Genomic DNA, 14446 nt, shown 5'->3' with positions numbered 1-14446 from the left:
CGTCCCCCGCGAACCCACCCCGCCCGGCCAAGCGCGGCTTTTGCTTTACGCGGCCGAGCAGCCAGCCACGAGGGGCTGCGCCGTTGGCTGGAACAACCTGTTACCCATACGGGGCATGTCCCCGTCACAGCTGCGTGCGATGCTGACCACCTGATCCCTGCCAGCGAGAACGCCCGCATGACCACCATCATCGCCCCGCGCGTGCACGACATCGGCGGCCTCGAAGTCCGTCGCGCCGTCCCCACCCTGCAGGCGCGCAGCATCGGTTCGTTCGTGTTCGTCGACCAGATGGGCCCGGCACTCATGCACCCCGGCACCGCCATCGACGTGCGCCCGCATCCGCATATCGGCCTGGCGACGGTCACCTACCTGTGGTCGGGCGCCATCGGCCATCGCGACACGCTGGGCTCGGACCAGGTGATCCGCCCCGGTGACGTCAACTGGATGACCGCCGGCCGTGGCATCGCCCATTCCGAGCGCACGCCGCAACCGGACCGAGATCACGACAACCCGATCCATGGCATGCAGACCTGGGTGGCACTGCCGAAGTCGCATGAGGAAATCGAGCCGGCGTTCTACCACCATGCCGCGGCCACCCTGCCCGAGCAGCGCCGCAATGGTGTCTGGCTGCGGGTGATCGCCGGCCGCGCCTATGGCGAGGAATCGCCGGTGAAGGTGTTCGCCGACACCCTCAACGTAGCGATCGACCTCGACCCGGATACGGAGATCGATATCGACAATGGCCACCGCGAGCGCGCGCTGTACATCCTCGAAGGAGAGGCGCAGCTGGATGGCGTGGATATTCCCGCCCAGCATCTGGTGATCCCCGAAGCCGGTGCGACAGGTCGCCTGCGTGCGAAGACGCCGGTGAAGGCGATGCTGTTCGGCGGCGAGCCGCTGGATGGCCCGCGTCATCTGTGGTGGAACTTCGTCTCCAGCTCGAAGGAGCGCATCGAGCAGGCCAAGCACGATTGGGAAGCCGGCCGCTTCGGGACCATCCCCGGCGACGACAAGGAGTTCATCCCGCTGCCGCAGTATTGAACATCGCGTGTTGCACACATCCGAAGGTGTATCCCTGCACCCGGCGTTGACGCTACAGTCACCCGCTGATCACTGAAATGTGACATAAATCACACTTTAGACCGTCAAAGGAGTGCAACACATGAGCATGGGTAAACGCTTGTCGGCCGAGTTCCTCGGCACGTTCTGGCTGGTTCTGGGTGGCTGTGGCAGTGCGGTGCTGGCCGCCAAGTTCGGAGGTGACGGCAATCCGCTGGGTATCGGTTTCCTCGGCGTGGCGCTGGCCTTCGGCCTGACCGTGGTGACCGGCGCCTATGCGTTCGGCCATATCTCCGGCGCGCACTTCAACCCGGCGGTCAGTGTCGGCCTGTGGGCCGGCGGCCGTTTTCCGACCAAGGACCTGATCCCGTACATCATCGCCCAGGTCGCCGGCGGCCTGCTGGCCGGCTTCATTCTGCTGCAGATCGCCTCCGGCGCCAGTGGCTTCGCCATCGATGGCAGTCAGGCCGGTGCGTTCGCCAGCAACGGCTATGGCGCGCTGTCTCCTGGCGGCTACAGCGTGGCGGCCGCCTTCCTGTGCGAAGTGGTGCTGACGGCGGTGTTCCTGATCGTGATCATGGGCGCCACCCACGGCAAGGCACCGGCCGGCTTCGCGCCACTGGCGATCGGCCTGTCGCTGACCCTGATCCACCTGATCAGCATCCCGGTCACCAACACCTCGGTGAACCCCGCCCGCTCCACCGCCGTCGCGTTCTTCGCCGGCAGCGGTGCGGTCAGCCAGTTGTGGCTGTTCTGGGTCGCTCCCCTTCTGGGCGGCGCGATCGGCGGCATCATCTACAAGTGGATCGGCAACGACCGCTGAGGCCTGTGTGGACCCTTGCGGCCGACCATCGGCCGCAATGGTTACGCTTGTAACCGCAATTTGTGCGATCGCTCACGTTCCGTTAAGGTTGAGTTGACCGTCCGTGCACATGCCGGCCGGGGTGGCATCCGGGGATGGGATGCCAACGCCGCCCGCCCATCCGGCGGCGCCAAACGACACACCACCTTGGGGGATGCATGAAGTTCGCGCCTGTAGTGTTGTCGAGCCTGCTGTTTGTCGTGGCCCAGGCCGCGGCTGCACAGGCTCCCACCGAATGTCCTTCGCTGCCGGCCAGCAGCGGCCTGCAGTGGCAACAGCAGGCACAGGCCGATTTCCTGGTCTGCCGCGCCAGTACCGGAGATGGCCGTGAGGTACTGAGCCTGATGCTCAGCGCACGTGACCCGTCCATTCCGTTGAACCGCTCGCTGCGCCAGGAAAAGGGCAGCTTCGGCGGTGAATCACTCTACTGGTACCAGCCCGACCTCGGTGGCCAGCAGCCGCCGGGCTATGCCGAACGCCGGATCAGCGTGGTCAAGCTCGACAAAGGGCGTTACGCGCAGATTTCGCTGTATCCGGACAGCCCGCAGGAACTGGGCTCGCTGCAGCAGCTGGCGCAGGGCATGAGCCTGACGCCATCGGCCGTGGCAGCCGGGCGCTGAGCATGACGGGGATGACTGCCTGGCAGCATCCCCAAAATACGGCCCGCTTACAGGGGGGTGCCGACCGCTGGCCGGCACCTCGATCCGCCATTATCCGAGGCTGCTGCCGGCCAGCGGCCGGAACTACCTCAGAACTTGCCTTCCTGGAAATCGACGAAGGCCTGCATCAGTTCCTGCCGCGTGTTCATCACGAACGGACCATGCCGCATCACCGGCTCGCGCAGCGGACGGCCGGCCACCAGGATCAACCGCGCGCCTTCGCTGCCGGCCGAGAGGTGCAGCTGTTCTCCGCCGCCCAGCACCGCCAGTTCCTGGCGTGCCACGTCACGCGCAGCGTCCTGCTCACCTACCGTCACCGCACCTTCGAACACATAGGCAAACGCGTTGTGCCCTTCCGGCAGCGCATAGGTCCAGGCGCGATCCGGCGCCAACGTGATGTCCAGGTAGAGCGGCTCGGTGGCCGGCTGCACGATCGGCCCATGGGTACCGTCCACGCTGCCGGCGATCACCTTCACTTCCACACCAGGTTCCGGCTGCACCACGGGGATGCGCTCCGGCGCGAACTCCTGGTACTTCGGATCGGTCATCTTCTCCTTCGCCGGCAGGTTCACCCACAGCTGGAAACCGCGCATCTGCCCGCTTTCCTGTTCGGGCATCTCCGAATGCACCAGGCCACGGCCAGCGGTCATCCACTGAACACTGCCCGGGGTCAGCAGGCCTTCGTTGCCATGGTTGTCGCGATGCCGCATGCGCCCGTCGAGCATGTAGGTGACGGTCTCGAAACCACGGTGTGGATGCTCGGGAAAGCCTGCGATGTAGTCTTCGGCACGGTCGGTACCGAACTCATCAAGCAGCAGGAACGGATCCAGGTCCGGCAGCGTCGGGCCGCCTATGACGCGGGTCAGGCGCACGCCGGCACCGTCGGAGGTGGGCATGCCACGGATGGTGCGCAGTACGCGGACCGGTTCGGGAAAGCTCATGGCGACTCCTGTTGGATGGATGCCACTGAAGATGGACGCTACATGGCCGCACGCCAATGGACGGCGCCGCAACCGATTGTTCCATCCCTGATGTTCGCTGCACGTCAGCACGCCCTGCGTACGACCAAAGTACTACCGCCGATTCGTCCTGTGCCAATTGACCCTGCCGAGGGCACGCGGGACTCTTTGACTGTCTTTCCGGGAGAGAGCACCTCATGAAAGGGTTTTCCAAAATAGGCTGGGCGGTACTCGCCCTGCTCGGCGCCTTCTGTCTGGGCACCGTGGCCCTGCGCCGCGGCGAACACATCAATGCCCTGTGGATCGTCGTCGCCGCGGTTTCGCTGTACCTGGTGGCCTATCGCTTCTACAGCCTGTTCATCGCCAACAAGGTGATGCAGCTGGATCCAACCCGGGCCACCCCGGCGGTGATCAACAACGATGGCCTGGACTACGTGCCCACCAACAAGCACGTGCTGTTCGGCCATCACTTCGCTGCCATCGCCGGCGCCGGCCCGCTGGTCGGCCCGGTACTGGCCGCGCAGATGGGCTACCTGCCCGGCCTGTTGTGGCTGGTGGTGGGCGTGGTGCTGGCCGGTGCGGTGCAGGACTTCATGGTCCTGTTCCTGTCCAGCCGTCGCAACGGCCGCTCACTGGGTGACCTCGTCCGCGAGGAAATGGGCCAGGTGCCCGGCACCATCGCGCTGTTCGGTGCGTTCCTGATCATGATCATCATCCTGGCGGTGCTGGCGATGGTGGTGGTCAAGGCGCTGGCCGAAAGCCCGTGGGGCATGTTCACCGTGATCGCGACGATGCCCATCGCAATCCTGATGGGCGTGTACATGCGCTACATCCGCCCCGGAAAGATCGGCGAAATCTCGGTGGTTGGCCTGATCCTGCTGCTGGCCGCGATCTGGTACGGCGGCAAGGTCGCCGCCGATCCGGTCTGGGGCCCGGCGTTCACCTTCACCGGCACCCAGATCACCTGGATGCTGATCGGCTACGGCTTCGTCGCGTCGGTGCTGCCGGTGTGGCTGCTGCTGGCCCCGCGTGACTACCTGTCGACCTTCCTCAAGATTGGCACCATCATCGCGCTGGCCATCGGCATCCTGGTGGTGATGCCGGAACTGAAGATGCCGGCGTTGACCCAGTTCGCCGCCAGCGGTGACGGCCCGGTGTGGAAGGGCGGCATGTTCCCGTTCCTGTTCATCACCATCGCCTGCGGCGCGGTCTCCGGTTTCCATGCACTGATTTCCTCCGGCACCACTCCGAAGCTGCTGGCCAATGAAGCGCACATGCGTTACATCGGCTACGGCGGCATGCTGATGGAATCGTTCGTGGCGGTGATGGCACTGGTGGCGGCCTCGATCATCGATCCGGGCATCTACTTCGCGATGAACAGCCCGGCGGCGGTGATCGGCGCCGACGCCGCGTCGGCCGCGCACTACATCACCAACACCTGGGGCTTCACCATCACGCCTGAACAGCTGACCGCGACCGCAGCGGCCATCGGTGAACCCACCATCCTGCATCGTGCAGGTGGCGCACCAACACTGGCGGTGGGCATCGCACAGATCCTGCACGAAGCGATTCCCAGTGGCAGCGACGCGATGATGGCGTTCTGGTACCACTTCGCGATCCTGTTCGAAGCATTGTTCATCCTCACGGCAGTCGACGCCGGCACCCGTGCCGGTCGCTTCATGCTGCAGGACCTGCTGGGCAACTTCGTGCCGGCCCTGAAGAAGACCGAATCGTGGACCGCCAACATCATCGGTACCGCCGGCTGCGTGGCGCTGTGGGGCTACCTGCTCTACACCGGCGTGGTCGATCCGTTCGGTGGCATCCAGACGCTGTGGCCGCTGTTCGGCATCTCCAACCAGATGCTGGCGGGTATCGCGCTGATGCTGGGCACGGTGGTGCTGTTCAAGATGAAGCGTGACCGCTATGCGTGGGTGACCGCAGTACCGGCCGTGTGGCTGCTGATCTGCACCACCTACGCCGGCTTCATCAAGATTTTCGACAGCAACCCGGCGCAGGGCTTCCTGGCCCAGGCACACAAGTTCCAGGCCGCGCTCGCCAGCGACACGATCACCGCACCGGCCAAGTCGGTGGCGCAGATGAAGCAGATCGTGGTCAACGCCTACGTCAACACCGGTCTGACCGCGCTGTTCCTGCTGGTGGTGGGCGCAGTGCTGGTTTATTCGATCAAGACCATCCTGGCGGCCCGCCGCAATCCGCAGCGCACTGACCGCGAAACCCCGTACGTGGCACTGAAGCCGCATGAAATGGTGGATCTGTGATGAGCACGCAACTGGTTCCCGCTGGCCAGTACCAGGCGCACCGCCGCATCTGGCGGCGCCTGGTGCAGACCGCACGACTGTGCTGTGGCATTCCTGATTACGACAACTACGTCCGGCACATGCTGGAAAAGCATCCGGACCAGGAGCCGATGGACTACAAGACGTTCTTCCGCGAGCGCCAGGAAGCGCGCTACGGCGGACGCAACGGTGGTCGCTGCTGTTGAGGGTTGGGTGTGGGTGCCGGGCTTTCAGCCCGGCGCCCGCAGAAGCAACTGCAACGACAACGGCCGGAGCGTCGGCTCTGGGTTTCTGTTTGGTTGGCGGGGCGGCGTCGGATTGTGGGGACGCCGCAATCCGACACCGCCCCACCTTTGACAGATTTCCGGTGTCTGGTAGATCCACGCCATGCGTGGATGAATCTCCGTCGAAATCGAATATTTCGACAATTGAACGAACAGCATCCACGCATGGCGTGGATCTACGTGTCGACCAAGGTCGACACCCACCAAGAGCAGGCCATGCCATTCCGGCAGATCGCGGAACTCTGTCGAAGGCGGGGTGGGTCCGGTTGCGGGGGTGTCCGCGGCATGGATGCCGCGGCCAAGCCTACAGGGACGTATTTACGGCGTCCCCCGCAACCGGACCCACCTCGCCATCCCACGGATAGCCCGCTATTGCTGTGCTTCGGCTGTTGCCGTTGAGACTGCCGGCCAGCGGCCGGCACTACCGCTTCGGCGGGTGCCGGGCGCAGCCCGGCTGCACCACTCAGCCGTTGGCCATCCATTTCAGGATCAGGCCGGTGACATAGGCCAGCCCCGTGCCGGTCGCATAGCCCACCGTGCCCAGCAGCACACCCACCGGGGCCAGCGTCGGATGAAACGCAGCTGCCACCACAGGAGCCGAAGCGGCTGCGCCGATGTTGCCCTGCGAACCGATCGCGAAGAAGAACAGCGGCGCGCGTAGCAGCTTGGCCACCACCCACAGCACCAGCACATGCGTGGCCATCCAGATCGCACCCAGCAGGAACAGCCACGGCCGATCCAGCAGCGACAGCAGGTTCATCTGCATGCCGATGCAGGCGATCAGGAAGTACAGGAACACCGTGCCCAGCCGCGACGCACCGGCCGCTTCCAGCCGGCGTGCACGGGTGAAGCTCAGGCCCAGGCCCATCGCGGTGGACAGCAGGATCACCCACACGAACTGGCTGTCCAGGCTGAACTGGCTGGCCCAGCTGACATTGGCCTTGAACCAGCCCGCCAGCGGCGCGGCGATGGCGTGGGCCAGGCCGACGCCGCCCAGTGCCACGCCAACGATCACCATCAGGTCGGTCATGCTGGGAATACGCGCGTTCTGTGCCTCGTAGGCACTGATGCGCGCCTTCATCTCGTCGATGGCACGGGTATCGGCACCATTGCGGGTATCGATCTGCTGCGCGCGGTTGGCCAGGAACAGCAGGATCGCCATCCACAGGCTGGCGCAGGCTACATCGACCACCGCGAACTGGCCGAAGGTGGTCGCATCGGTGCCGAACACCTCGCGCATGGCAACCATGTTGGCACCGCCACCGATCCAGCTGCCGGCCAGCGCCGCCATCCCAGCCCAGGTATCACCGGCCACGGTTGCGGGGTGGATCAGCTTCATCAGCTGGAACGAGACGATGGCACCGAGCATGATGCCGGCGGTACCGGCACAGAACACGATCAGCAGTTTGGGGCCGAGCTTGGCAATGCCCTTGAGGTCGATCGACAGGGTCAGCAGGACCAGCGCGGCCGGCAGCAGCACGTCGCGTGCGACCGGGTTGTACAGCGAGGTGTTGTGGCCGTCGATGACACCGGCGGTGTTGTAGATGGCGGGAATGAAATAGCACAGCAGCAGCGCCGGCACCCAGGCGAAGATCTTCTTCAGCAACGGGGTCGGACCACTGGCGGCCCAGAAGATCAGGGCCAGGGTGGCGGCAATCAGGCCCAGTCCAACGATGTCGTTGCTGATCAGGGCAGTAGTAGCGGGTTCGGTCGGCATGGGATCCTCTGTCGATCGAAAGAGCGGGAAAAAAAAGCGCCGCATAAAGCGGCGCAGGTCGAGATTAACACTGTCTTCACGCCGGGTCATGCCGCGGCGCGGAGCAGGTCGGGATGCCGGTCAGGCCGGGCGCGAGGCGCCGAAGTCCAGGGTGACGCGTGTCCCGCGCGGGTCGCAGGGCTGCAGCTGCAGGGTCCAGCCCAGGTGCTCGCACAGCCGCGCGATCAGGTCCAGACCGATACCGCCGCCCCGATCAGCACGTTCACCGCGGGCCATGCGTGCGTGGATCGCCGCGATTTCCTCCGGGCTCATGCCATGCCCCGGGTCCTGCAGGGTCAGCACCGCCGACGAGCTCAGGCGCAACTCAATGTGGCCACGCCCACTGTTCTCGATGGCATTGCGCAGCAGGTTGCCGATCGCGGCCTGCACAACGGCCAGCGGCGCGACAATATCCACCGGGGCAGCCTGGATGCCGATGCTCAGGTCCTTGTCGCCCAGCAGGTGGCGATGGTCGTCGACGATCTCCGGCAGCAGCTGGTCCAGCGCGATGCGCTCGGCACGTGCGGCCAGGCGCGCCGGATCACGCGCCAGCACCAGCAGCAGTTCAATCAGCTGCTCCACGCTCTGCGCCGTGCGCAGCACGCGCTGCATCTGCTGGCGTGCACGATCGGGCAGGCCCGGTTGTTCCAGTGCCAGCTCGGCGGCACCGGTCATCACTGCGATCGGCGTGCGCAGTTCGTGGCTGGCGGTACTGATGAAGACCCGCTCGCGCTCGACGAACTGTTCGTTGCGGTCCAGGTAGTCGTTCAGCGCATCGGCGATGGTATGCAGCTCGGAGCTGCCGCGCGGGTCGACCTCGATGCGCTGGCCCTGCACCCCTGGTCGCAACCCGGCAATGTGCTGTGCCAGCAGGCTCAACGGGCGCACCATGCGTTCCATGCCGAACGACGCCATCAGCACGGTGACGAAGATCATGATCACCCCGGCCAGCATCACCCAGCGCGTGGCGAACTGTTCCAGGTCATGGAAGTCGGAAATGTCCAGCGCCAGCGCCACCCGCCCCATCGAGCCGGTGTCACGCACCATCACCGCAGTCTGTCGCCCCTTGATCGGCACCCCGTCATGCAGCCCCGGGTGCAACGTGCGCACGCTTTCGGGCATGTTGCCTTCGTCGAAGCGGAACAGGCTGAGCGTGTCCGAGTCCTGCCAGCGGTAGTGCGGCTCGTGCTCGGTATGCTCGACGATGCTGTCCAGTTCGGAATTGAGCAGTGCACGCCAGGCAGCGTGCTCGGCATGCTCATGCACGTAGTTGCCAACGCTGAACACCGCGACCGACAGCAGCGCCAGATAGCCCAGCAACCACCACACCACGCGCCGGTACAACGGCCCCGGCTTACTCGCCTTCATCATCATCCTTGCCGGCGTCGCTTGGCGTGGTCACGGCCAAGCGGTAACCCACCCGCGGCAGGGTATGGATCAGTTTCTCGGCGAACGGTCCGTCCACACTGCGGCGCAGCTCGTAGACATGCGAACGCAGCAGGTCGCCATCCGGCGGCTCGTCGCCCCACAGAGCGAATTCCAGCTGCTGGCGGGTCACCGCCCCCGGACTGGCACGCATCAATACTTCCAGCAGCTTGCGGCAGGCCGGGTACAGGTGCAGCACTTGGCCCTCACGCTGGGCCTCCAGCGTCGCCAGATCCAGCACCAGATCGCCCACCTGCAGGCGCTTGCGCGGGTTGCGGCCCTGCGCACGCAGCAGCAGCGCCTCCAGCCGCACCTCCAGCTCCGGCAGCGCGAAGGGCTTGGTCAGGTAGTCGTCGGCGCCGGCGCGGAAGCCGGCAATCTTGTCCGGCAGCTCGTCACGTGCGGTCAGCATGATCACCGGCACTTCCGACGCATGTTCGGCGCGCAGCCGGCGCAGCACCTCCGGCCCCTCCATGCGCGGCAGCATCCAGTCCAGGATCACCGCATCGTAGGGGTGACTGCCGGCCAGGTGCAGACCGGTGATGCCATCCGGAGCCACGTCGAGCACGTGCCCGCGCGACTCGAAATAGTCGAACAGGTTGGCCACCAGCTGGCGGTTGTCCTCGATCACCAACAGACGCATGCACGAAACATCCACGGAAGTTCGTAACATGGTAGCGCTGCCCATGTCGGAATGCGGTCGCCTTGGCCACCTCTGACGCTTTTCCCACCCCCGCCACCTCAGAATGGCCGTTTTGCTCCCGGAGCCTGCCGTGCCCGTAGCCCTGCCCCGCCGTTGGCGCCTGCCCCTGTTGTGGCTGCTGATCATTGCTGCGTTGGCGGCCGGTATCGGGCTGCGTCAGCCGCAGCCACCGGACGAACCGCGCTTCGTGCTGGCGGCACGGACCATGGTCGAGAGCGGGCAATGGCTGCTGCCGCACCGCGGCGTGGAGTTGTACGCGGAAAAGCCGCCGGTCTTCATGTGGCTGCAGGCCGCTGCCTACGAAATCGTCGGCAGCTGGCAGTGGTCGTTCCTGCTGCCGTCGTTGCTGGGCGCCCTGCTCAGCCTGTGGCTGATCTCGGATCTGGCCCGCCGGCTGTGGTCGCCCAGGCACTCCGTCTATGCCCTCGCAGCGCTGTTCTGCACCCTGCAGTTCGGGCTGATGGCCAAGCGCGCGCAGATCGACATGGTGCTGGTGGGAATGACCACCGTGGCCCTGTGGGGGCTGATGCGCCACCTGTGTGAACGCCGCAACCTGCCCGCGCTTTGGCTGGCCGGCTTTGCCGCAGGCGTTGGCACGGTGACCAAGGGCGTGGGTTTCCTGCCGCTGCTGATGGTGCTGCCCTGGTTCGGCTGGTGGCTGTACCAGCGCCGCCGCGGATGCACAGTGGAGGGCCCGCATCCGGCAACCCTGCTCTGGCTGATCCCGGCCTTCCTGCTGGGTGTCGGGGTGTGGCTGGCGCCGCTGGGCTGGGCGCTGCTGCACACGCCCAGTGCAGAACTGCAGGCTTATGCGCACGAGCTGCTGTTCAAGCAGACCGGCACCCGCTACGCCAACGCCTGGCACCATCGTCAGCCGGTCTGGTACTACCTGCAGGTGATCCTGACCCTGTGGCTGCCGGGCAGCCTGCTGTTGCCGATGCTGTTCAAGCCCTGGTGGCGCCGCCTGCGCCGGGGCGACCGCCGACAGTGGCTGCTGCTGGGCTGGGCGGTGCTGGTACTGGTGTTCTTCAGTGCCAGCCCGGGCAAGCGCGAGGTGTACCTGCTGCCGATGCTGCCTGCGATGGCGCTGGCCGTGGCGCCGCTGCTGCCCGGCCTGCTGCGCCGCCTGTGCGTTCGCCGCTACCTGTTCGGCTACAGCGTGGTGCTGATGCTGGCCACTGGCACGCTGGGCGTGATGTTGATGACCGAGCATCCGTGGGCCGTAGCACAGCTGGAGCGCCGGGCAATGCCCGATACCCTGCTTCCGGTGCTGGGCGACGGCCTGCTGACCTTCGCCATCGCTCTGGCCACATTGATCGTGTGGCTGCGGGTACGCCGTGCTGCAACGCTGGTGCTGCTGACCCACGCCATGCTGTGGATGCTTTACGGTCTGGTGCTGATCCCGGCGCTGGATCCCTACGCATCGGCGTCGGCATTGATGCGCCGGGTGGGCGCCAGGATCGGCCCCGATGCCGAACTGGCCCTGATGGCCTGGCGCGAGCAGAACCTGCTCCAGGCGGACCGGCCAGTGCGCGAATTCGGCTTCAAGCGGCCTTGGGCGGAACAATGGCACGACGCCGGTCCGTGGCTGGCCGAAGCACCGGACAAGCGCTGGCTGCTGGTGCTGGATGACGCGATGAGCCCGTGCGTGGACACGAGCAAAGTGATCGATATCGGTGTTGCCAACAGGAACCGTTGGCAACTGCTTCCCGGTACCGCATGGAACCCGGAGTGCCACGCCGAGCGGACAGGATCGACCGCAGAAGAAGACTGAACGTTGACACGTGCCGGACGAACATTAACCCGGCACGAACGAGCGTCCGACCCTTCTCCGACATCCAGGTGACGAGCATGACCGCGGATTCCCGAACCGCCCTATCCCAGCATGCCCGTCCGTCCTCTTGATTCGGTAGCGCCGCTTGCGACATCGTCACTGGCGTCACGATTTGCCGTAACTCACCTCTGGCTGCCTGTCGCAATCGGTCTGCCCTTGTTCACGCTGCTGATGGGTTTTGGCGGCGACCAATGGGTGGCCGATCATCTGTTCCGCCTGGAGGGTGGTCACTGGGCGCTGCAGGACGCCTGGATCACCCGCACGGTGGTGCACAAGGTCGGCAAGTGGCTGAGCACGGCTGCTGCGCTCGTGGCGATCCTGCTCTGCTTCCACCACTGGCGAAGGGGTCGCGATCGCACCCTGCGGTGGGCGCTGCTTTATGTCGTAATTGCCATGGCCCTGGGCACGGGTGTGATCTCCCTGCTGAAGTCGCTGGTGCCGATGGAATGCCCCTGGGACCTGCTGCGCTACGGCGGCCACCAGCCTTTCATCGGGCTTTTCACGGCACGGCCCGCTGGCATGGCCGCGCAGGCCTGCTTCCCTGCAGGCCACGCCAGCGCGGGTTACGCATGGGTGTGCCTGTACTTTTTCGCCTTGCTGTGGCGCCCTGCATGGCGCTGGGCCGGGTTGTGGATCGGCCTTGGCACCGGCCTGGTATTCGGCATCAGCCAGCAGCTGCGGGGCGCGCATTTCCTTTCACATGACGTTGCGACCGCTTTGATCTGCTGGCTGCTTTCGCTGGGCCTGTATGTTCTGATCCGCCATCAGTTGGACCGTCCCCACCGCCAGGAGGCAAACGCATGAGTGCATCGGTCCAACGCCCCGCCCGTCTTCCCGCGTTGGCGAACCTTCGCCGCTGGCGGCCGCAGCTCTCCACCGAAGCACTGATCGCACTGACCAGCCTGTTCTTCGCGGTGGCCGGCAACGGCCTGTTCTGGCACAGCGCGATGGCCAGCCATCCGGGCAGCCTGCGCTACGCGCTCTCGCTGCTGCTGTTGCTGCTGGGTGCGCACGGCGTGCTGCTGGGCATCCTGGTCTGGCGCTGGAACGCCAAGGTGGTGATCAGCCTGCTGCTGCTGGTGACTGCATTCGCTGCGCACTACATGAGCCGCTACCACATCTACCTGGATGCGGACATGCTGCGCAACGTGCTGGCGACCGACCCCAAGGAAAGCCGCGAGCTGATGACCGTGTCGCTGCTGTGGCCGGTGCTGTTGCTGGCGGTGCTGCCGATGGCGGTGCTGTGGCGCGTGCAGGTGCGTCGTCGCAGCTGGGGACGGAGCCTGCTGTGGCGTCTCGGCTTCCTGGTGGTGGCTGCGGTGACCGCGCTCGGCGGTGCGCTGATCTCGTTCCAGGATGTCTCGGCGCTGATGCGCAACCAGCGCGAAGTACGCTACCTCGCGACCCCGGCCAACGTGCTGCTGGGCATGCCGCGCGCGTTGCGTGGCGACAATCCGGTGCAGCGCGCGCCGAAGCTGCCGATCGGTACCGACGCCAAGGCCACTCCGCGTGCACCTGCCAGCAAACCGCGCCTGCTGGTGATCGTCATGGGCGAGACCGTGCGCGCGCAGAACTGGGGGCTCAACGGTGGTCGCAACACTACCCCTGAACTGGCCCAGGCACCGGTGATCAACTTCCCCGACATGCATTCGTGCGGCACCAGCACCGAGGTTTCGCTGCCGTGCCTGTTCTCGCCATGGGGCCGCCACGACTACGACGAGAAGAAGATCCGCGCGCACCAGTCGCTGCTGCACGTATTGAACCGTGCCGGCATCGCACCGTTGTGGCGTGACAACCAGTCCGGCTGCAAGGGTGTGTGCGAAGGTCTGGACTTCCAGTCGCTGTCCGACGCGACCACCCCGGGCCTGTGCGCCGACGGCCGCTGCATGGACGAGATCCTGCTGCAGGACCTGGCCACCCAGGTGCGTGCCAGGCCCGGCGACCGCGTCGTGGTGCTGCACCAGCTGGGCAACCATGGCCCTGCGTATTTCGAGCGTTATCCGGCCGCCTTTGCCCGCTTCAAGCCAACCTGCGACACCCGTGACATCGGCCGCTGCTCGCGCGAAGAGATCACCAACAGTTACGACAACGCCGTGCTGTACACCGATCACTTCCTGAGCAAGACCATCGGCACGCTGCAGGGGATGCAGGACTACGACACGGCGATGATCTACCTGTCCGACCACGGCGAGTCGCTGGGCGAGAAAGGCCTGTTCCTGCACGGCGTGCCCTACGCCATCGCCCCGGCCGAGCAGACCCGGGTGCCGATGACGATGTGGTTCTCGCCGGGCTTCGCCAGCAGCCGCGGGCTGGACCTGCAGTGTGTGCGCAAGCGTTCGGCAGCCTATACCGACCATGACAACCTGTTCCCGTCGGTGCTGGGCCTGATGCAGGTGAAGACCTCGCTGTACGAGCGTGATCGCGACCTGTTCGCCAACTGCGAAGGTTGAGGGTTGTTCGGCAGGGCTTGCAGCCCTGCACCTGCAGAGGCAACGGCAACGGCCGAAGCAACAGCAGAAGCGGGCGATCCGTGGTTTGGCGGGGTGGGTCCGGTGGCGGGAGACGCCGTAAACCCATCCATGGGGGCTTGGCCGCGGCATCCATGCCG

General features: G+C 65.7%; 12 protein-coding genes. 8 read left to right on the top strand and 4 right to left on the bottom strand.

Features of this window, described 5'->3' with window-relative positions; translation table 11 throughout:
• The first annotated feature begins 177 nt into the window (after nt 1–177).
• From R1H25_RS19875 to R1H25_RS19865, 3 genes are all read left to right on the top strand, one after another.
• Nucleotides 178–1041 (top strand): pirin family protein, encoded by an 864-nt coding sequence (locus tag R1H25_RS19875; RefSeq protein ID WP_317224426.1) that lies wholly within the window; start codon nt 178–180, stop codon nt 1039–1041.
• A gap of 121 nt (nt 1042–1162) precedes the next feature.
• Complete coding sequence (aqpZ, locus tag R1H25_RS19870; protein WP_032129854.1) at nt 1163–1882, top strand: aquaporin Z; 720 nt, start codon at nt 1163–1165, stop codon at nt 1880–1882.
• A 197-nt stretch (nt 1883–2079) separates the two neighbouring features.
• Nucleotides 2080–2541: a hypothetical protein gene (locus R1H25_RS19865; protein WP_317224425.1), complete on the top strand. Its 462-nt coding sequence runs from the start codon at nt 2080–2082 to the stop codon at nt 2539–2541.
• Nucleotides 2542–2669: 128 nt separating this feature from the next.
• Here the strand turns inward: R1H25_RS19865 and R1H25_RS19860 are convergent, their stop codons facing one another.
• Nucleotides 2670–3521, bottom strand: coding sequence for a pirin family protein (locus tag R1H25_RS19860; protein ID WP_049445133.1), 852 nt, complete (start codon nt 3519–3521; stop codon nt 2670–2672).
• Nucleotides 3522–3736: 215 nt separating this feature from the next.
• Between R1H25_RS19860 and R1H25_RS19855 the strand changes: the two genes are divergently transcribed.
• A complete protein-coding gene (locus tag R1H25_RS19855) occupies nt 3737–5818 on the top strand; it encodes a carbon starvation CstA family protein (RefSeq protein ID WP_049445130.1) in 2082 nt (693 codons plus the stop codon).
• Nucleotides 5818–6042: a YbdD/YjiX family protein gene (locus tag R1H25_RS19850; RefSeq protein ID WP_005410613.1), complete on the top strand. Its 225-nt coding sequence runs from the start codon at nt 5818–5820 to the stop codon at nt 6040–6042. Before R1H25_RS19855 ends, R1H25_RS19850 begins: the two co-directional genes overlap by 1 nt.
• Nucleotides 6043–6583: 541 nt before the next feature.
• Here the strand turns inward: R1H25_RS19850 and R1H25_RS19845 are convergent.
• The 3 genes from R1H25_RS19845 to R1H25_RS19835 form a co-directional block, all read right to left on the bottom strand.
• Nucleotides 6584–7837: a DUF819 family protein gene (locus R1H25_RS19845; protein ID WP_317224424.1), complete on the bottom strand. Its 1254-nt coding sequence runs from the start codon at nt 7835–7837 to the stop codon at nt 6584–6586.
• 120 nt (nt 7838–7957) lie between these two features.
• A complete protein-coding gene (locus R1H25_RS19840; RefSeq protein WP_317224423.1) occupies nt 7958–9244 on the bottom strand; it encodes a HAMP domain-containing sensor histidine kinase in 1287 nt (428 codons plus the stop codon).
• A complete protein-coding gene (locus R1H25_RS19835) occupies nt 9231–9944 on the bottom strand; it encodes a response regulator transcription factor (RefSeq protein WP_049445487.1) in 714 nt (237 codons plus the stop codon). The genes R1H25_RS19840 and R1H25_RS19835 overlap by 14 nt, the downstream gene beginning before the upstream one ends.
• 103 nt (nt 9945–10047) lie before the next feature.
• Between R1H25_RS19835 and R1H25_RS19830 the strand changes: the two genes are divergently transcribed.
• From R1H25_RS19830 to R1H25_RS19820, 3 genes are all read left to right on the top strand, one after another.
• Complete coding sequence (locus tag R1H25_RS19830; RefSeq protein WP_373695575.1) at nt 10048–11778, top strand: ArnT family glycosyltransferase; 1731 nt, start codon at nt 10048–10050, stop codon at nt 11776–11778.
• Between the two features lie 111 nt (nt 11779–11889).
• Nucleotides 11890–12642, top strand: a complete 753-nt coding sequence (locus R1H25_RS19825) for a phosphatase PAP2 family protein (RefSeq protein ID WP_317224421.1) — start codon at nt 11890–11892, stop codon at nt 12640–12642.
• Nucleotides 12639–14288 carry a phosphoethanolamine--lipid A transferase gene (locus R1H25_RS19820; RefSeq protein WP_317224420.1) on the top strand — a complete coding sequence of 550 codons (1650 nt, stop codon included), beginning with the start codon at nt 12639–12641 and terminating at the stop codon, nt 14286–14288. Before R1H25_RS19825 ends, R1H25_RS19820 begins: the two co-directional genes overlap by 4 nt.
• Nucleotides 14289–14446: the final 158 nt, after the last annotated feature.

Source organism: Stenotrophomonas veracruzanensis, assembly GCF_032911525.1.
Taxonomy (GTDB): Bacteria; Pseudomonadota; Gammaproteobacteria; order Xanthomonadales; family Xanthomonadaceae; genus Stenotrophomonas; species Stenotrophomonas africana.
This window is presented reverse-complemented; position numbering and strand designations above follow the sequence as displayed.